The organism is Streptomyces sp. NPDC046379 (assembly GCF_055587785.1).
Genome location: NZ_JBVJFP010000013.1, coordinates 22,315 through 39,103 on the forward strand (window position 1 = coordinate 22,315; position 16,789 = coordinate 39,103).

The window sequence follows — 16,789 nt, forward strand, 5'->3', positions numbered from 1 at the left end:
CGTGACGACACTGAGGGTGCCCCCTGTGGACAGGGGGCACCCTCAGTGGTGTTGCGCGGCTCCCGGATGGGTTCTTGGGGGGGGCTCAGTCGGTGATGTACTGATGCAGCCCGGGCACGTGCAGAGTGCCGCCGAACTGGCCGGCCTGCTGCACCTTCACGTCGGTGAAGTAGATCAGCGGGATGTTCAGGGGCGGCGGGTGCTCCGGGTCGAAGGTCACCGGGATCAGCCCCAGCAAGTTGCCTGAGATGCTCTCGGTGTACATCACCGTCTTGCCGTCGCGGATGGTCGACATCGAGCCCTTGGCCGCCTGGACGTGGTACGTCTTGCCGGTCTGCTCGTCCTTCACCGTCTGGTGCAGGTCGCCGATGTCGGTGCCGTCGGACACGACGTACTTCAGCACCTTCTTGACGGTGCCGCTCGCGGTGCGCACCTCGACGATGCCCTGGTAGTCGGCGCCCTTCAGCAGCAGCGAACTGGCGTTCAGGTACCAGGGGTTGTCGGGCAGCGCCACGGTGTTGTCGACGCCGCCCTCCGCCTCGGTGGCGGCAGGGCAGTCCTCGGGGCCGACGGTCTCGCTCGCCGACGGGCTGGGCGTCGGGGACGCGGTGACGTCCTCGGCGGCCTCCTCGACGGTGCCCTCGACCGTTTCGGTGACCTTGCCGGCCGTGTCGCCCACGGTGTCGATGACCTCGCCGACGGTGTCCTCGACGGCGTCGGAGGGCTCGTCCCCGGCCTGGCCATCGGTCTCGCTCGCCGACGGGGTCGGGGTGGGCGTCGGGGACGCCGTCTCCTTGCCGCCGGTGCCGGCGAGGCCGTCCACAAGCCCACCGACCAAACCGGTGAGGCCGTCGCCGACGGTCTCCAGGACGCCTTGGCCGGCCTCCTGGGTCTCTTGCGGCACGGTGCCGGAAGAGGCGGCGGACTCGGCTTCCTTCTCGGGCGCGGACGACGAGGCGGACGGCTCCGGCTCGGCCCCGTCGTCGGAACCTGAATCCGACGAAGAGGAGTCACCGGTGGAATTCGAAACGCCTTCCGTTTCCCGGGAGTCGGTCTCCGAGGGCGTCGGCTCGACCGACGGGGTCGCGCTCTCGCTCGCCGAGGCCGACGCAGAGGGCGTGGCCGAGGCGGACTTGTCCTTCTCGGCGTTCTCCAGGGCTTCGACGCAGTCCTCGTACTCGTCGACCGTCAGACTCCGCGAGGGCGGGGTCGGCTGGTCCTCCGCGACGGCGAGTTTCGGCGTGAAGCCCATGCCCATGAGCACGGCGGTCGGCATCGCCGCCAGGGCTATCGCCTTGCCGGCCGGCATGTGGAACCTGGTGAACAGCGGCTTCTTGGGTGCCGCGTGGCGCGGCCCGGTTCTCGCACGGGACGCGTCCACGTCCGTCCCGTGGGTCACCTCGTCAGCCGGCACTGTGCCTCCCGTTCGCCTCGTTGCCGGGGCTCATTCCGGACAGATCATCGGTCTTGTCCCACACGACGCCCGCGGTACCGGCCTCGGCCGGCGGCGCGGACTCGGAGGCGTCGCCTTCCGTCGCCGTATCCTCCGCCGCGCCCGCCGGCGCGGGCGGCGTGCCCTCGCCCCACGCGACGGCCATCGCGCCGCCGATGAGCGCGAACAGGAAGCCGATCACGAAGCCGCCGAAGTTCGACACGGGGATCGACACCAGCCCCAGCAGGATCGCCGCGACGCCCGCGAAGACCCGCACGTGCTTCTGGAACCAGAGGCTGATGCCCAGGACGACGAGCAGCACGCCGATGATCAGGGAGCCGGCTCCGGCGGTGGTGGCCATGGCCAGCGTGAGGTGGCCGATCTGGAGGTTCGCGTACGGGAAGTACATGATCGGCAGGCCGCCGATGAGGATGTACAGACCGGCCCAGAACGGCCTAGTGCCCCGCCATGCGCGGAACTGCAGCCTCCAGCGGGTGAACTGGCCGGCGACGGCAGAAGTTTCGGCGCTCATGGAAAACAGCTCCCTGGAACGGCGTTGCTGAGGTGGAGAGTTGTACTGCGGGGAGGGGCGGACGGGCGAGGGCTCCGAAGGACCCCCGCCCGTCAGCGAGTGCTTAGTAGCACTCCTTGACGCCCGTCGAGAGCTTCATGCTCAGGTCCGGCAGCTTGAAGGTCCCGGCGGTGGTGGCCCATGCCGTCTGCTTCACGTCGGTCAGGACGACGTCCGTGGCCTGCTGGGCGAAACCGAACTCGTTCGCCTGCTCCCCGCCGCCCTTCATGCCGGGGCCCTTGGTGGCACCCCCGGCAGCCACACCGATGTCGATGTTGCTGAAGGTGGCATCCGCCTCGAGGTCGGCGACGTCGATGTACAGGTTCTTCGCGAAGACCTTCTCGTCCTCAGCGCCGGCCCGCAGGATCAGGCTGACGTTCCCGAAGATCGGGACCTTCGGCGTGACGACGGACTGGCACAGAGCCGTGATGTCCGCCTCGTCGAACGCCGAGACGGCGACGGGGTGAATCGTCTTCTCACCGGTGAGGGTGTACCCCTGGTCGATGGCGCCGTACTGGGTGAAGCCCCGGCCCTCGAGTTGCTTCGTCGTGACCTTGAACGACTGGCCTGACACGCTGAACGACGCGGCAAGAGCACCCTGCGCCAGAGCAACGCCTATGCAGGCGGTGGCGGCGACGCTGGGCACCATGACCACAGCGAACCGCTTCCATCTGGTCCCACCACGCACTTGGGACTCCATATTTCCTCCTTCTCGGACGTACATCTCCTGACCCTGACTGGCCCCCGGAACGGCGGCTCAGCCGGGCAGGGATGGGAGAAGTGCTACGTCCTCGGGAAGGAGAGCGCCGCGCCCGGTGGCGCTGGACGCGCCCGAATCACCGGCGATCACCCCCGAGCGACAACCACTGGTCGCGCCTGACGCACATCACGCACAACCCTGCCGGACAGGCTCCGCCGGATGGGCGAAGACCCCCCTGTCCAAGAACGGGCGCCTTGGACGCCCGCTCTGCTCGGTGGGGACCCAGGAGATCCCGCCCCCCAACCGGATGCCGGGGTACGGGATGGGACCGAGCGTGGCCGATCGTGGTGCATTCTCGCCGCCCGCACAAGGGGGTTCATTACTCGCTAGTAACGACCGGATAACCGAACCACGACCCCTTGATCTCGTTCGGCGACGCAGGGTGTCATCACGGGGGTGAACAAAGAGGCTGATCCGCGGACAGAGTCCGACAGATCAACGCCCTCGACTTACTTGCAGTAACAGCGGAGGAGATTGCCAAGTTTTGGCAAAGTGCCGCCGTACCAGGGCTTCCGTGAAAGCCCCGCCCAAGGGTGCCGGACCTCCGAGCGGGGCGGGGAACCCGTGCAAACGGGTTCCCCGCCCCGCTCGTCGCACCTGTCAGAACAGCGCGCGCGCCAGCGCCCGCCGGGCCGCGGTCACCCGCGGGTCCTCGGCGCCCACCACCTCGAACAGCTCCAGCAGCCGCAGCCGTACGGCGTCCCGGTCGTCGCCCGCCGTGCGGCGCACGGTGTCGATGAGCCGGCCGAAGGCGTCCTCCACGTGACCGCCCACCAGGTCCAGGTCGGCGGCGGCGATCTGCGCCTGGGGGTCGGAGGGCTTGTCCGCCGCCTCCTTGCGCACCGCCTGCGGGTCAAGACCCTGCACCCGCTGGAGCAACTCGGCCTGCGCGAGGCCGAGTTTGGCCTCGGGGTGCGCCGGGTCCTCGGCGAGCACGTTCTTGTACGCCTGGACGGCCCCGCCGAGGTCGCCCGCGTCCAGCGCCTGCGCGGCGGCGTTCAGCAGCGCCTCGTGGGGGCCGGCCGGGACCTGCTCCGCCGGGGCGGCGCCGCCGGGCTCGGCCTCGGGGTCGACGGTGAGCCCGGTCAGGCCGAAGCGCTGCTCGGCGACCGCCACCAACTGGTCGAGGGTCTGCCGGATCTGGGCCTCGCCGGCCGCGCCCTGGAAGAGCGGCAGCGCCTGTCCCGCCACGACGGCGAAGACGGCCGGGATCCCCTGGATCCCGAACTGCTGCATCAGCATCTGGTTGGCGTCGACGTCGATCTTGGCGAGCAGGAAGCGCCCGTTGTACTCGACGGCCAGCCGCTCCAGGACGGGGCTCAGCTGCTTGCAGGGCTGACACCACTCGGCCCAGAAGTCGATGACGACCGGGACCTCGGCCGACCGCTGGAGGACGTCCCTCTCGAACCCCGCCTCATCGACGTCGATGACGAGGTCGGCGGGGGAGACGCCCCCGCCCCCGCCCTGCCGGGCCGCCTGGGCCCGCGCCTGTTCCGCCTTGGCCTTGGCCTCTTGGGCGGCCTTCACCGCGGCGAGGTCGACGACTCCGCTCATGGACATGTTCCGTGGCTGCATGCGTCTATCCTCCCCCGTACCCGCGCGTGTGTGAAAAACGCCGTGGAAGCCGGGCCGCCGCGACCGCCGGACCGGCTACTCCCGGGCCGCCGTGACCGCCGGACCGGTACTCCCGGACCGCCGTGACCGCCGGACCCGGGTGCTGCGCGGCGCCGGGTCCCCACCCGCGCCATGTGGTCGTCGCTCGCGCACGCCGTGCACGCGCTTTCGCTACGGGTCGTAGCGTAATGCCGCCGCAGCCCTTTCCGACACCCTCCGCCGGTGATCTCCCTCACGGTCGCGCCCGGTTCCCGTGGCCGCGTGGCCGGATATCGTCATGCCATGCCGAGCAGCCCCGTCCCCAGTCGCGCCGGACGCCCGCGCAGCGCGGCGGCGGACGCGGCGATCCTGGCCGCGACCCGGGCGGCACTGGTCGAACTGGGCTGGTCCAAGCTCACCCTGGGCGATGTCGCGACGCGCGCGGGAGTGGCCAAGACGACCCTGTACCGCCGCTGGTCGGGCAAGAACGAGCTGGTCGTCGACGCGGTCGCGGAGCTCTTCGACGAACTCGAACTCCCCGACCGCGGCTCCCTGGCCGCCGACATCGAGGGCGTGGTCCTCCAGTTCGCCGCGATCCTGGCCCGCCCGGAGGCGCGCAGCGGCCTGATGGCGGCGGTGGCGGAGTCGACGCGCGACGACGCGCTGCGCGACCGCATCCGCACCTCGATCGTGGACCGCCAGAAGGGCCTGGTCCACGAGGGCCGCGCCCGCGCCCAGGCCCGCGGCGAACTCCCCCCGGAGTCCAGCCCGGAGGAGCCGTCCCGCACGGTCGACCTGATCTTCGACATGGTCGCGGGCGCGGTGGTCCACCGCACCCTGGTCAGCGCGGAACCGGTGGACGGGGCATGGGTACGGAGCCTGGTCCGGGTCCTGTTGCTGGGGCTGGCGGGCGCGGCGGCCACCGAAGAACACCAGGGCCCGTAGAGGCCCTGCCCAACCCTGGAACGGCTAGAACCCCGCCGGTTCCGTGTACACCCCCCACTCGTCCCGCAGCACCCCGCAGATCTCGCCCAGCGTCGCCTCCGCGCGGACCGCGTCGAGCATCGGGCCGATCATGTTGGCGCCCTCGCGGGCGGCGCGGAGCATGGTGTCCAGGGTTTCGCGGACCCGGGACTCGTCGCGCTCGGCACGGCGGGCGGTGAGGGCGGCGACCTGGTCGCGTTCGACCTCGTGGCTCACCCGCAGGATCTCCAGGTCGCCCGTGACCGAGCCGGTGTGGGCGTTGACGCCGACGACCTTCTTGTCGCCCTTCTCCAGGGCCTGCTGGTAGCGGAAGGCGGACTCGGCGATCTCGCCGGTGAACCAGCCGTCCTCGATGCCCCGCAGGATGCCGGAGGTGATCGGGCCGATGGGGTGCTGCCCGTCCGGGTGGGCCCGCAGACCGCGCTCACGGATCTGGTCGAAGATCTTCTCGGCGTCCGCCTCGATCCGGTCGGTGAGCTGCTCGACGTACCAGGAGCCGCCGAGCGGGTCGGCGACGTTGGCGACTCCGGTCTCCTCCATCAGGACCTGCTGGGTGCGCAGGGCGATCTCCGCGGCCTGCTCGGAGGGCAGCGCGAGGGTCTCGTCCAGGGCGTTGGTGTGCAGGGAGTTGGTGCCCCCCAGGACCGCGGCGAGCGCCTCGACGGCCGTGCGGACGACGTTGTTGTACGGCTGCTGCGCCGTCAGCGAGACGCCGGCCGTCTGGGTGTGGAAGCGCAGCCACTGGGCCTTGTCGGTCTTCGCTCCGTAGACGTCCCGCATCCAGCGCGCCCAGATCCTGCGCGCGGCCCGGAACTTGGCGATCTCCTCGAAGAAGTCGACGTGCGCGTCGAAGAAGAAGGACAGGCCCGGCGCGAAGACGTCGACGTCCAGGCCGCGCGACAGGCCCAGCTCGACGTAGCCGAAGCCGTCCGCCAGCGTGTACGCCAGCTCCTGCGCGGCCGTCGCCCCGGCCTCGCGGATGTGGTAGCCGGAGACGGACAGCGGCTTGTAGGCGGGGATGCGCTCGGCGCAGTACTCCATGAGGTCGCCGATGAGGCGCAGGTGCGGCTCGGGCTGGAAGAGCCACTCCTTCTGCGCGATGTACTCCTTGAAGATGTCCGTCTGGAGCGTGCCGTTCAGCACGGACGGGTCGACGCCCTGCCGCTCTGCGGCGACCAGGTACATGCAGAAGACCGGCACGGCCGGTCCGCTGATCGTCATCGACGTGGTGACGTCCCCGAGCGGGATGTCGCGGAAGAGCACCTCCATGTCGGCGGCCGAGTCCACGGCCACCCCGCAGTGCCCGACCTCGCCCAGCGAGCGCGGGTCGTCGGAGTCGCGGCCCATGAGCGTCGGCATGTCGAAGGCGACGGAGAGCCCGCCTCCGCCGTTGCCGAGGATCATCTTGTACCGCTCGTTGGTCTGCTCGGCGTTCCCGAAGCCGGCGAACTGCCGGATGGTCCACGTGCGCCCTCGGTATCCGGTCGGATACAGACCGCGGGTGAAGGGGTACTCCCCCGGCCAGCCGATCCGCTCGAAGCCCTCGTACTTGTCCCCGGGTCGGGGCCCGTACACCGGCTCAACGGGGTCTCCGGAGAGCGTGGTGAAGTCGGCGTCGCGCTTGCGCGCGGCGTCATACCGGGCCTGCCACCGTCGGCGGCCCTCTTCTATGGCGTCAGCGTCCATGCCATCGAATTTACTAGGACGTCCTAGTAATTGTCGATGGGAAACCGCCCGGTATCGCCACACACTGCTCCGAACGGCGGTACCGGGCGGGTTCTCGCGGCTTACGCCTTCGCGGTCGCGGGGGCCGCGTCGGTCACCAGCGGCTCCAGCTCGCGGCTGATCCGGCGCTCCACGAAGAACGCGGCCGTCGGGATCGTGCCGGCCAGCAGCACCCACACCTGCTTGGCGATCGGCCACTTCGCCTTGGAACCCAGGTCGAAGGCGAAGACCAGGTAGACGACGTAGAGCCAGCCGTGCGCGATGCTGACGACCTGCGTGAAGTCGGCCGCGCCGTCGATGTCGAGCGCGTACTTGCCGATCATGCCGAAGGTCAGCAGGACGAGCAGGACGCCGGTCACATAGGCCATGACGCGGTAGCGGGTCAGCACGCTTTTCTTCATGCCGTCGAGCGTAACCGGCCGTTCCGGGTGATCTCGGCCAGGGTCGGTCTTCGCGGGCCAGGTCGGCCTTCGCCGAACTTCGCGGGTCTTCGCAGATCTTCGCCCGTCTTCGCAGATCCTCGCACGTCGTCGTAGATCTTCGCCCGTCGTCGTTCTTCGCCCGTCGTCGCCGGAAGCCGGGGCGGCGTTCCCCGAGCGCCGGTCAGTCCTCCTCGAAGTCGCCCGCCGCCACCCGCAGCGGGCGCAGCATCGCGAAGATCTCCGCGCATTCCTCCGCGTCGTACACGCCGAGGCCGAAGTCCATCGCCATCAGGTCCCGCGTGGCCGACTCGACCACCTCGCGGCCCTTGTCGGTGATCACGGCAAGGGTGCCGCGGCCGTCGTTGGGGTTGGGGCGCTTGGCCACCAGCCCGGACCTCACCAGGCGGTCGACCGTATTGGTGACGGACGTGGGGTGGACCATCAGCCGCTCGCCGATCTTCGACATGGGCAGCTCGCCGGCCTTGGAGAAGGTGAGCAGGACCAGCGCCTCGTAGCGCGCGAAGGTGAGGCCGTACGGCTTGACCACCGCGTCGACCTCGGCGAGCAGGATCTGGTGGGCCCGCATGATCGAGGTGATCGCGGACATGGCGGGCACGTTGCCCCAGCGCTGCTTCCAGAGTTCGTCGGCGCGGGCGATGGGGTCGAAGGCAAGGCTGAGCGGCTTCGGCACGGCACCAGACCCTACCGGCCGGTCATATGACGGTCAGCCCCGTCTCGCGGATCGGTCGGCCGGGGGAATCCGGCGGCTCCGGTCGGCGGGGCGAGGCCATGTCGTTCCCGCGCCGGTCGTCCCTCTGTGCAACGATTGCGGCCGGATCGTCACCGTACGTAACCTCCCCCCGGCCAAGGAGCGGCATGCCCCGGTTGATCCACACCCTCACGGCGCTCGCGGTCCTCGGGCTGACCGCCGGCTGCTCGTCGGCCCCCGACGTCGACGAGGCCTCCGTCACCGGCGGCCGCAAGGCCAAGCCCCCCGCCTCGCCCTTCTGGGTCGACCCGGACAGCCCCGCCGCCCGGCAGATCGCCCAGTGGCGTGAACAGGGGCGCACCCGGGAGGCGGAGCTGCTGCGGCGGATCGCCGACCGGCCGGCCGCGCTGTGGCCGCCCGGCGAGATCGACCCGACCGCACAGGTCCGGGCCGCCGCCGGGGCCGCGAGCCGCGCCGGGCAGACGGTCGTGCTCGTCGCCTACAACATCCCGCACCGCGACTGCGGCCAGCACTCGGCGGGCGGCGCGGCGAGCGCGGACGCCTACCGGGCCTGGATCGAGAAGTTCGCGCGGGCCATCGGGCGGGCGAGGGCCCTGGTCGTGCTGGAGCCCGACGCGATCGCCCATGTCGTGTCCGGCTGCACGCCGCGTGCGTACGAGGCCGAACGCGAGCAGCTGCTCGGCGAGGCCGTCGACCGGCTCAAGCGCCAGCCTAACACCAAGGTGTACCTCGACGCGGGCAACCCCGCCTGGATCAAGGAGAGCTGGAAGCTGGTCGAGCCACTGCGGCGGGCGGGCGTCGAGCGCGCCGACGGGTTCGCGCTCAACGTCTCCAACTTCCAGACCAACGCGACGACGACGGCGTACGGGCTGGCGCTGTCGAAGGCGCTCGGCGGCAAGCACTTCGTCGTGGACACCAGCCGCAACGGCAACGGTCCGCTGGACGGGCAGTGGTGCAATCCGCCGGGGCGGGCCCTGGGCACCCCGCCCACCACCGACACCGGGTCGCCCGTCGTGGACGCCTACCTGTGGATCAAGCGGCCCGGCGAGTCCGACGGGACCTGCCGGGGCGGACCGGACGCCGGACGGTGGTGGCCCGAGTACGCCCTGGGGCTCTCGCGCAACGCCAAGGGCTGAGGCCCGGCGCCCCCACGCCCGGGTACGGTCGCGTCGCTTCACCGGGTCGTGCGTCGCTTCACCGGTGGTGCGTCACCTCACCTCGTCGTGCGGCGTCGTGGTGGGTCGCTTGTCGTGGTGGGTCGCTTCGTCGTGGTGGGTCGCTTCGTCGTGGCGCCTCGCTTCGTCGTGGCGCCTCGCTTCGTCGTGGCGCCTCGCTTCGTCGTGGTGCCTCGCTTCGTCGTCGTGCGTCACTTCACCTGCACCCACTTCGCCTCGGACGGCGTCCCCTTCGCGTCCGTCGCGAACAGCATGTACCAGCCCGGCGGGACCAGTGTCCGGTCCTTCGGCACCGTGAACGTCGCCGACCTCGCGCCCCTGGTCACGCCCAGCTCGATCGAGCGCTGCTCCACGTCCGTCGTGTGGGTGACCGCGCTCGGGCGCATCAGGCGCGCCCCGGCGATCCGCTCCGGGTGGGCCGTCTCGAACGTCACCCGGTGATCGCGGTCCAGCTCCTGCGGGCCCGCGCCGAGCACCGGCCGCTGCTTGCCGTACTTGTGCAGCGCGGGCGGGGTGAAGACCTCCATCCGCTGCTCGAAGTGGCCGAGCTTGGTGTTCTGCTGGTCGTCGAAGAGCGGGTCCGAGCCGAACGTGGCGACCCGGCCGTCGGGCAGCAGCAGCGCCTCGGAGTGGTAGTTGCGGCCCACCCGCGGGGCCGCGGCCTCCCGGAAGGCATTGGTCCGCGGGTCGTAGAACTGCGCCTTGAGGATGTTGCTGGCGCTGCGGCCCCGGTAGTCGCGGGAGCCGTTCGAGGTGAACACCGTGTCGTCCGGCATGATCACGCTGTTCAGGTAGCGCGTCCCCTGCGGCAGGTCGGGGCCGTCCTTGAAGGCCGGGTTGTCCTTCTTCAGGTCCACCACCGCCGTGCGGGGCGTCGACAGCTTCGACTCGCCCACTCCCCCGCCGCCCAGGATCATCACCTTCTGGTCCTGCGCCGGGGGCAGGAGAAGGGACGCGGACGTCTCCGTCTGGTTGGAGTCGCGCAGGCCCGGGACCGGTTCGAAGGTGTTCTTCTTCACGTCCCACAGGCCCGGCTCGCGGCCCTTGTCCGCCGGGCCGTACCCGGCGTTGGAACCCGGGTAGAACAGCTTGCCGCCCTTGGTGAGGAACAGCGCCGGGTACGTCGGGAAGTACCGTTTCGGCCCCGTGCTCCACTTCTTGGTCCTCGGGTCGTAGATCTCGTTGTCGCCCGGGTCGATCATCCCCACGTCGTCCAGCCCGGAGACCGCGAGGATCCGGCCGTCCTCCAAGCCCACCAGCGTCGGGTACCAGCGCGCCTTGGCCATCGGGTCGACGGGGACGTACCGCTCCGCCTTCGGGTCGAACTCGTAGGCCGCCCGGATCCCCTGGAAGTCCTGCTTGTCCATGGTGATCTTCTCGGACAGGCCGTAGGTGTTCGCCGCGTCCCTGCCCTTGAGGCCCACGATCTCGTACTGCGCCTGCTTCTCGGTGACCGACAGCGGGCCCTTCTCGACGGCCTCCACGAAGACCCGCGCCTCACCGGCGGTGATCTTCGTCTGCCAGGGCTGCATCACGCCCTCGCGGTTGTACGTGATCTTGAAGGTGCGCTTGGCCTTCGGGATCGTGACGTCGAACTTCGTCACGTACTCGACGCCCGCCGGGGAGCGGAAACGGGTGCCCTTCTTCAGCCGGACCGTCTTGTCCGGGCTCTCGTTCTTCACCCGCATGCCGCCGCCCGCCCGCTCCACCTCGCCGTCGAGCAGTTCGTAGCGGGCCGTGCCGCCTGCCACCAACAGGCGGCCGTCGGGGAGCTGGGCGTGGCCGGCGCAGAAGAAGTCCTCCGGGGTGGGGATCTTCTTGAAGGTGTTCGCCTTCGGGTCCCACAGGACCGTGTCGAACTCGCCCTTGTCGAACTTCTTCTGCTCGTTGCCCGAGCCCGCGACGATCAGCACCTTGCCGGTGTGCAGCAGCGCCGCGTGGATCGCGTTGGTGCGGAACTCCTTCGGGATGTCGACCTGGGTCCAGGAGCCGTACCTGGCCTTGTAGCCGGGCTGCGCGATCTTGTACTCGTGGTACTTCTCGCTCGCGAAGTCGATGGCCGCCGGTGCGTTGAGGCCGGCAAGGATCGCGACCCCGCCGATGCCCAGGACTGTCTTCTTCGTCTTCTGCGAGGGCTGGAAGGCCATGGGCTAGTTGCCTCCTGTCGTGGTGCCGGAGACGGTGGACACCGTGCCGGTCGTCGCCGTGGCCAGGGCGGGTTCGGGGGCGGCGGCCGCGGTCTCCCGGGGCGTGATGGCGGTCGCGCTGCGGGCAGTCGCCGGGTTCTCGCGGCGCTCCTTGAGGACCGTCGCCGCCCAGATCGCCGGCGGCGCCAGGGAGATCGCCAGGGCCAGGCACGCCCAGGTGCGCATCGCCGCGTGCGTGTGGTCCAGGACGACGGACACGGCGAGGGACGTGGCCAGGAGGATCGCCCAGAACAGGTGGATGCGGAAGGTGAGCAGGCGGTCCGGGCTGGCGTCGTCCCCCTTCGGGGTGACCACGAAGCGGCTCGGGCGGCGCAGGACCGCCTCCGTGAACGACTTCAGGTAGATCGGCGCGGACATCGCGGACATCGCCATGCCCGCCAGGCCGCCCGAGCCCTGGGGCTCGTGCGGGGAGACGTTGTGCCGGCGGTTCCAGAGGTACAGGCCGATCTGGAGGGCCGCCGCGTCGCTGTAGAGCATCAGCCAGACCGATGCGGCCACCTGGGTGCCGGACGCGCCGAACCACAGGAACAGCACGCAGCTGAGGATGCCCAGGAACCAGTTCACCGCCGTCATCGGGTAGTAGACGAGCATGAGCGTGTACGAGAACAGGCGGCCCTTCGGCATGCGGAGAGGGGCCTTCCAGTACTGCTTCAGCAGCGTCTCGTAAGTGCCCCGCGACCAGCGCATCTGCTGCGTGAAGAAGTCCGTCCACGACGCCGGGCCCTCGCCCACCGCCAGCACGTCGGGGGTGTAGACCGACTGCCAGTGGTTGCCCGTGCGGGGGTTGCGGGTGCGGTGCAGCTCGAAGCCCGTGGCCATGTCCTCGGTGATGGAGTCGTACAGGCCGCGGATCTGTTTGACGGCGGCGATGCGGACCACGTTGTTCGTGCCGACGAACATGGGGGCGCGGTAGCGGTTGCCGGCGCGCTGGATCAGGGCGTGGAAGAGGAACTGCTGGGACTCGGCCGCCTTCGTGACCGGGTTGTGGTAGTTGCCGTACACCTGGGGGCCGACGACGAACGCCACGTCCGGGTCCCGGAAGTAACCCATCATCCGCTCCAGGAAGTTGGGCAGCGGGACGTGGTCGGTGTCGACGGAGGCGAAGAAGTCGTAGGCGCCGCCGTGCATGGCGATCCAGGCGTTGTAGTTGCCGTGCTTGGTGCGGGCCTTGTGGACGCCGGTCGGGCGGTTCCACTCCGGGACGCCGTGCCGGGTGAAGTGGCGTACGCCCAGCTCCGCGCAGAGCGCCTTGGCCTGGTCGTCGTCGCCCTCGTCGAGGAGCCAGACGTCGAAGGGGCCGGTGTGGCGGATGCGGGTGGCCGCCTCCAGGGTGGCGCGGACCATCTCCAGGGGTTCCTTGCCGGGGACGTACGTCGTGAGGAAGGCGACGCGCGTGCCGGGTTCGGGGGTGACGGGGACGGGGTCGCGGGCGACCATGGTGGCGTGCGCGACGGAGGCGACGTTGACGAGCATGAACAGCTCGATCAGGCCGATCGCCAGAAGCATGGCGACGTCCAGGACGATCAGCCAGCTGTCGGCGCCCTCGCGGTCCACCCAGTGGGTGGGCCAGATCAGGTACACCAGCAGGACGCCGGTGAGGACCGGGGCGAGCGCCATGAGGAGGACGGCTCGTATTCGGTGGGGCTCGCCGGAGAGGAGCGAGGTGTACTGCACCCGGTACGCCTCGGCCGGCTCCGTGAGCGGTCCGGCGAGTCGGCTGTGGGTGTCGTAGTCGTAGCCCTCCGGCCGCACAGCGCCCTCCAGTGATCGAACTGCTCGAACTACTCTCACGAAAGTGGAGAATTCGGGACGTGTCGAGTTGGGAGGGGCCAGGTGGGTGGGGGCGGGGTCGCGTCCGCTCGGGGCGGCGTTCCGGGGGCTCGTCGTGGTGGTGGATTCGTCGCCGGGCGGGTCGAGGGCGGTGCGGATTTCTGCCTGCGGCGGCCTGTCGGGGTGGGTTCTCGGTTGCGGTGGCGCTGTCGCCTGGTGCCTCGTCGGGGCCGGGCCGGGGGTGTCCGTCCTCGGAACGGCGCGGAATCGGTCCGTTGCAAGTGGTACCCGTGTTGACGCGCCAACCGCTGCGGGCGGACACCCCCGGCCCGTCCCCTTCCCGCCGTACGCGGCCTTTCCGCCGTCGTGGCCAGACAGGGTGGGGAGTGCGCCCCCACGAGGGCGGCCTTTCCGCCGTCGTGGCCAGAGAGGGTGGGGAGTGCGCCTCTACGAGGGCGGCCTTTCCGCCGTCGTGGCCAGACAGGGTGGGGGGTGCCGCCCCCATGGGGGCGGCCTCCCGTGGGGGCGGGAACGGCCGCCGACTTTCCCTCGTCTGGGCTAGTGCGCCAAGTGGCGTTCCACCGTTTCGACCTTGGCGGTCAGGCCGTCCTGCACTCCTGGGCGGATGTCCGCCTTCAGGACCAGGGAGACTCTGGGAGCCCTTGCCTCTACGGCCGCCACCGCGCGCTTGACGACGTCCATGACCTCGTCCCAGTCGCCCTCGATGGACGTGAACATCGCGTCCGTGCGGTTCGGGAGGCCCGACTCGCGGACCACCCTGACCGCGTCGGCGACGTATTCGCCGACGTCCTCGCCCACGCCCAGGGGGGTCACGGAGAAGGCGACGATCATGCCGTGGCCTTTCGGGCCTGCGAGGCGAACACCGCGTTCTCGGCCTCGGTGCGCAGGCGGCGCTCCGCGTAGAAGCCGCCGGCCGGGAGGACCGAGAGGACGAAGTAGAGGGCGGCGGTCTTCAGGGACCACTTGGTGCGGTTCCAGGCGTCCGCCCAGAAGATCACGTAGAGGATGAACAGGACGCCGTGGATCGCGCCCATCACCGGGACCGCGTTGAATTCGGTCGTGCGCTTGAGCACCGAGCAGACGAGCAGGACGAGGAAGGACACCGCCTCGGGCGCCGAGACCAGGCGCAGGCGGCGGAGGGCGGTGGCGGTCTTGAGGTCCACGGGGGTCACCTTCGGGGTCGCTTTGTGAACGGGTGCACAAACTTTCCGTCATTGTGACAAACGCTCGCAGGCCGAGTCCCGGCAGGGGTAGGTACCTTCCTTCCTGTGGCGATGTTTCGACTCCAAGGCAGCAAGGTGCTGGCCGTCGACATGACCGGGGACGCCGTGAAGGCGAAGAACGGCTCGATGGTCGCGTACGACGGGCAGATGACCTTCAAGAAGCTGAGTGGCGGGGGTGAGGGGATACGGGGGATGGTGACCCGGCGTCTCACCGGTGAGCAGATGACCCTGATGGAGGTGACGGGGCACGGGACGTGCTGGTTCGCCGACCGGGCCTCGGAGATCAACCTGGTGGCTCTGCAGGGTGACAAGTTGTTCGTGGAGTCGAGCAATCTGCTCGCCACGGACTCGGGGCTGCGGACGGGGACGTCGTTCACCGGGGTGCGCGGCGCAGCTCAGGGCAACGGGCTGTTCACGACGACGGTCGAGGGGCACGGGCAGGCGGCGATCATGTCGGACGGGCCGGCCGTGGTGCTGCGGGTCAGTCCGCAGTTCCCGCTGAGCGTCGACCCCGGTGCGTACATCGCGCATCAGGGGAACCTCCAGCAGTCCTTCCAGTCCGGGGTGACCTTCCGGACGTTCATGGGCGAGGGCGGCGGCGAGGCCTTCCAGATCAGGTTCGAGGGTGACGGGCTCGTGTACGTGCAGCCCAGCGAGCGGAACACCGTCGCGGGGGGTGTGTGAGATGGGTTTCCGTGAGCTCAACGCGAAGATGATCGAGGCGACCGTCGCCCCGGGTCAGCGGCTGTTCAGTCAGCGCGGGGCCATGCTCGCCTACAAGGGAGATGTGTCCTTCACGCCCAACATGGCGGGCGGGCAGGGCGGGGTCGTGTCGATGATCGGGCGGCGCGTGGCCGGTGAGGACACGCCGCTCATGACCGTCGAGGGCAGCGGGACCGTGCTGTTCGGGCACGGCGGACACCACGTGCAGGTGATCAATCTCGGCGGGGAGACCCTGTGCGTCGAGGCCGATCGGCTGCTGGCCTTCGAGGGGACCCTGCAGCAGGGGACGCTCTTCCTGGGGTCCCAGGGCGGGGTCATGGGGATGGTCCGCGGGCAGATCAGCGGGCAAGGGCTGTTCACGACCACGCTGACCGGGCACGGGGCCGTGGCCGTGATGGCCCACGGGGGCGTCTTCGAGGTGCCCATCAGACCCGACCGGCCCGTTCACGTCGACCCGCAGGCGTACGTCGCCCACCATGGTGACGTACGGAACAAGCTGTCCACGGCCCTGGGCTGGCGGGACATGGTGGGGCGCGGCTCCGGCGAGGCGTTCCAGCTGGAGCTGAGCGGCAGCGGTGTGGTGTACGTGCAGGCCTCGGAGGAGAAGCTGTGAACGGTGTCTATGGGCCGCCGGGGCCCGTTGTCCACGATCCGATGACGTTGCCCGTCGACGACAACGTCAACCCGTACACCTTCTGTGTGGAACTCAAGGGCAACCAGTGGTTCCTCCAGAAGGGCAAGATGATCGCCTACTACGGCGCCATCCAGTTCAACGGCATCGGGCACGGTGCGCTCGACCGGCTGGTGCGGACGTCGTTCCATTCGCCTCTGCACGCGGCCGACTGGGTGGTGGCGGACGGCTCGGGCAAGATGCTGCTGGCCGACCGGGCCTTCGACGTCAATTCGTATGACCTCGAAGACGGCAACTTGACCATTCGCTCCGGCAATCTGCTCGCTTTTCAGCCAACCCTCGCGCTGAAGCAGTCCATCGTCCCGGGCTTTCTGACGCTCATCGGAACCGGGAAGTTCGTGGCCGCGTCCAACGGACCGGTGGTGTTCATGGAACCGCCGATCCGGGTGGACCCGGAGGCGCTCGTCGGGTGGGCCGACTGCCCCTCCCCGTGCCACCACTACGACCACGGCTACATGAGCGGGGTGATGGGCGGTCTACGTGCGCTGACTGGCCTCGGCGGGGCCTCCGGGGAGGAGCACCAGTTCGAGTTCGTCGGGGCGGGCACGGTGCTGCTCCAGTCGTCCGAGGCGCTGATGACCGAACAGTCCGTGGGGGCGGGTCCGCAACAGGCCGGAGGGGGTATGGCCGGAGGGCATGGGGCGCAAGGCGGCGCACCGCGTCTTCCCGGACAGCTGGGGGACGTCCAGCGTCGCTTCGGGCTGTGAGCGGTAGTCTGCGGAGTGTGACAGTCGAACGCGTGCGCACTGTCACACGACCCTC

General features: G+C 70.0%; 17 protein-coding genes. 5 read left to right on the plus strand and 12 right to left on the minus strand.

The annotated features are described in order from the left end of the window. Positions 1-85 precede the first annotated feature (85 nt). The 4 genes from ACZ6KF_RS22590 to ACZ6KF_RS22605 all read right to left on the minus strand — a co-directional run bounded on the left by ACZ6KF_RS22590 (position 86) and on the right by ACZ6KF_RS22605 (position 4,338). Positions 86-1,414: a hypothetical protein gene (locus ACZ6KF_RS22590; RefSeq protein WP_469160241.1), complete on the minus strand. Its 1,329-nt coding sequence runs from the start codon at positions 1,412-1,414 to the stop codon at positions 86-88. Then, positions 1,404-1,964 (minus strand): DUF6114 domain-containing protein, encoded by a 561-nt coding sequence (locus ACZ6KF_RS22595; protein ID WP_469160242.1) that lies wholly within the window; start codon positions 1,962-1,964, stop codon positions 1,404-1,406. Before ACZ6KF_RS22595 ends, ACZ6KF_RS22590 begins: the two co-directional genes overlap by 11 nt. 103 nt (positions 1,965-2,067) lie before the next feature. Then, positions 2,068-2,703, minus strand: a complete 636-nt coding sequence (locus tag ACZ6KF_RS22600) for a DUF6230 family protein (RefSeq protein ID WP_469160243.1) — start codon at positions 2,701-2,703, stop codon at positions 2,068-2,070. 660 nt (positions 2,704-3,363) lie between these two features. Continuing rightward, on the minus strand, positions 3,364-4,338 hold the full coding sequence (locus ACZ6KF_RS22605) for a tetratricopeptide repeat protein (RefSeq protein ID WP_356637446.1): 975 nt from the start codon (positions 4,336-4,338) through the stop codon (positions 3,364-3,366). A gap of 321 nt (positions 4,339-4,659) precedes the next feature. Between ACZ6KF_RS22605 and ACZ6KF_RS22610 the strand changes: the two genes are divergently transcribed. Then, positions 4,660-5,301 carry a TetR/AcrR family transcriptional regulator gene (locus ACZ6KF_RS22610; RefSeq protein WP_469177391.1) on the plus strand — a complete coding sequence of 214 codons (642 nt, stop codon included), beginning with the start codon at positions 4,660-4,662 and terminating at the stop codon, positions 5,299-5,301. Positions 5,302-5,325: 24 nt separating this feature from the next. On the opposite strand, the gene ACZ6KF_RS22615 is transcribed toward ACZ6KF_RS22610, so the two are convergent. The 3 genes from ACZ6KF_RS22615 to ACZ6KF_RS22625 form a co-directional block, all read right to left on the minus strand. Next, the gene (locus tag ACZ6KF_RS22615) at positions 5,326-7,026 is read right to left on the minus strand and encodes an acyl-CoA mutase large subunit family protein (protein ID WP_469160245.1); all 1,701 of its coding nucleotides are present in this window, start codon (positions 7,024-7,026) and stop codon (positions 5,326-5,328) included. A 101-nt stretch (positions 7,027-7,127) separates the two neighbouring features. After that, positions 7,128-7,466, minus strand: coding sequence for a DUF3817 domain-containing protein (locus ACZ6KF_RS22620; protein ID WP_356637452.1), 339 nt, complete (start codon positions 7,464-7,466; stop codon positions 7,128-7,130). Positions 7,467-7,668: 202 nt separating this feature from the next. After that, complete coding sequence (locus ACZ6KF_RS22625; protein WP_356637454.1) at positions 7,669-8,178, minus strand: MarR family winged helix-turn-helix transcriptional regulator; 510 nt, start codon at positions 8,176-8,178, stop codon at positions 7,669-7,671. A 185-nt stretch (positions 8,179-8,363) separates the two neighbouring features. On the opposite strand from ACZ6KF_RS22625, the gene ACZ6KF_RS22630 reads away from it, so the two are divergent. Next, the gene (locus ACZ6KF_RS22630) at positions 8,364-9,353 is read left to right on the plus strand and encodes a glycoside hydrolase family 6 protein (RefSeq protein ID WP_469239793.1); all 990 of its coding nucleotides are present in this window, start codon (positions 8,364-8,366) and stop codon (positions 9,351-9,353) included. A gap of 72 nt (positions 9,354-9,425) precedes the next feature. Here ACZ6KF_RS22630 and ACZ6KF_RS22635 read toward each other — a convergent pair whose 3' ends face one another. From ACZ6KF_RS22635 to ACZ6KF_RS22655, 5 genes are all read right to left on the minus strand, one after another. Next, positions 9,426-9,587 carry a hypothetical protein gene (locus ACZ6KF_RS22635; protein ID WP_469239795.1) on the minus strand — a complete coding sequence of 54 codons (162 nt, stop codon included), beginning with the start codon at positions 9,585-9,587 and terminating at the stop codon, positions 9,426-9,428. Then, complete coding sequence (gene glxA, locus ACZ6KF_RS22640) at positions 9,584-11,539, minus strand: radical copper oxidase GlxA (protein ID WP_469239797.1); 1,956 nt, start codon at positions 11,537-11,539, stop codon at positions 9,584-9,586. Before glxA ends, ACZ6KF_RS22635 begins: the two co-directional genes overlap by 4 nt. 3 nt (positions 11,540-11,542) lie before the next feature. Next, positions 11,543-13,351, minus strand: a complete 1,809-nt coding sequence (locus ACZ6KF_RS22645; RefSeq protein ID WP_469239924.1) for a glycosyltransferase family 2 protein — start codon at positions 13,349-13,351, stop codon at positions 11,543-11,545. A 576-nt stretch (positions 13,352-13,927) separates the two neighbouring features. Further along, positions 13,928-14,221 (minus strand): MTH1187 family thiamine-binding protein, encoded by a 294-nt coding sequence (locus tag ACZ6KF_RS22650; protein ID WP_356626795.1) that lies wholly within the window; start codon positions 14,219-14,221, stop codon positions 13,928-13,930. After that, positions 14,218-14,553, minus strand: coding sequence for a DUF3817 domain-containing protein (locus ACZ6KF_RS22655; protein WP_356626793.1), 336 nt, complete (start codon positions 14,551-14,553; stop codon positions 14,218-14,220). The genes ACZ6KF_RS22650 and ACZ6KF_RS22655 overlap by 4 nt, the downstream gene beginning before the upstream one ends. 111 nt (positions 14,554-14,664) lie before the next feature. Here ACZ6KF_RS22655 and ACZ6KF_RS22660 point away from each other — a divergent pair, with 111 nt between their 5' ends. Genes ACZ6KF_RS22660 through ACZ6KF_RS22670 form a run of 3 tightly spaced genes read left to right on the plus strand, consistent with a single transcriptional unit; the run spans position 14,665 to position 16,734 of the window. Then, positions 14,665-15,297 (plus strand): AIM24 family protein, encoded by a 633-nt coding sequence (locus tag ACZ6KF_RS22660; RefSeq protein ID WP_356626818.1) that lies wholly within the window; start codon positions 14,665-14,667, stop codon positions 15,295-15,297. A gap of 1 nt (position 15,298) precedes the next feature. Next, positions 15,299-15,949, plus strand: a complete 651-nt coding sequence (locus tag ACZ6KF_RS22665; protein ID WP_469239799.1) for an AIM24 family protein — start codon at positions 15,299-15,301, stop codon at positions 15,947-15,949. Between the two features lie 41 nt (positions 15,950-15,990). Continuing rightward, the gene (locus tag ACZ6KF_RS22670) at positions 15,991-16,734 is read left to right on the plus strand and encodes an AIM24 family protein (RefSeq protein ID WP_469239926.1); all 744 of its coding nucleotides are present in this window, start codon (positions 15,991-15,993) and stop codon (positions 16,732-16,734) included. Positions 16,735-16,789: the final 55 nt, after the last annotated feature.

Coding starts and splice junctions, on each gene's coding strand:
- ACZ6KF_RS22610 (WP_469177391.1), top strand. CDS start 4,660: ATGCCGAGCAGCCCCGTCCCCAGTCGCGCCGGACGCCCGCGCAGCGCG.
- ACZ6KF_RS22605 (WP_356637446.1), bottom strand. CDS start 4,338: ATGCAGCCACGGAACATGTCCATGAGCGGAGTCGTCGACCTCGCCGCG.
- ACZ6KF_RS22600 (WP_469160243.1), bottom strand. CDS start 2,703: ATGGAGTCCCAAGTGCGTGGTGGGACCAGATGGAAGCGGTTCGCTGTG.
- ACZ6KF_RS22615 (WP_469160245.1), bottom strand. CDS start 7,026: ATGGACGCTGACGCCATAGAAGAGGGCCGCCGACGGTGGCAGGCCCGG.
- ACZ6KF_RS22670 (WP_469239926.1), top strand. CDS start 15,991: ATGACGTTGCCCGTCGACGACAACGTCAACCCGTACACCTTCTGTGTG.
- ACZ6KF_RS22665 (WP_469239799.1), top strand. CDS start 15,299: ATGGGTTTCCGTGAGCTCAACGCGAAGATGATCGAGGCGACCGTCGCC.
- glxA (WP_469239797.1), bottom strand. CDS start 11,539: ATGGCCTTCCAGCCCTCGCAGAAGACGAAGAAGACAGTCCTGGGCATC.
- ACZ6KF_RS22595 (WP_469160242.1), bottom strand. CDS start 1,964: ATGAGCGCCGAAACTTCTGCCGTCGCCGGCCAGTTCACCCGCTGGAGG.
- ACZ6KF_RS22650 (WP_356626795.1), bottom strand. CDS start 14,221: ATGATCGTCGCCTTCTCCGTGACCCCCCTGGGCGTGGGCGAGGACGTC.
- ACZ6KF_RS22630 (WP_469239793.1), top strand. CDS start 8,364: ATGCCCCGGTTGATCCACACCCTCACGGCGCTCGCGGTCCTCGGGCTG.
- ACZ6KF_RS22660 (WP_356626818.1), top strand. CDS start 14,665: ATGTTTCGACTCCAAGGCAGCAAGGTGCTGGCCGTCGACATGACCGGG.
- ACZ6KF_RS22620 (WP_356637452.1), bottom strand. CDS start 7,466: ATGAAGAAAAGCGTGCTGACCCGCTACCGCGTCATGGCCTATGTGACC.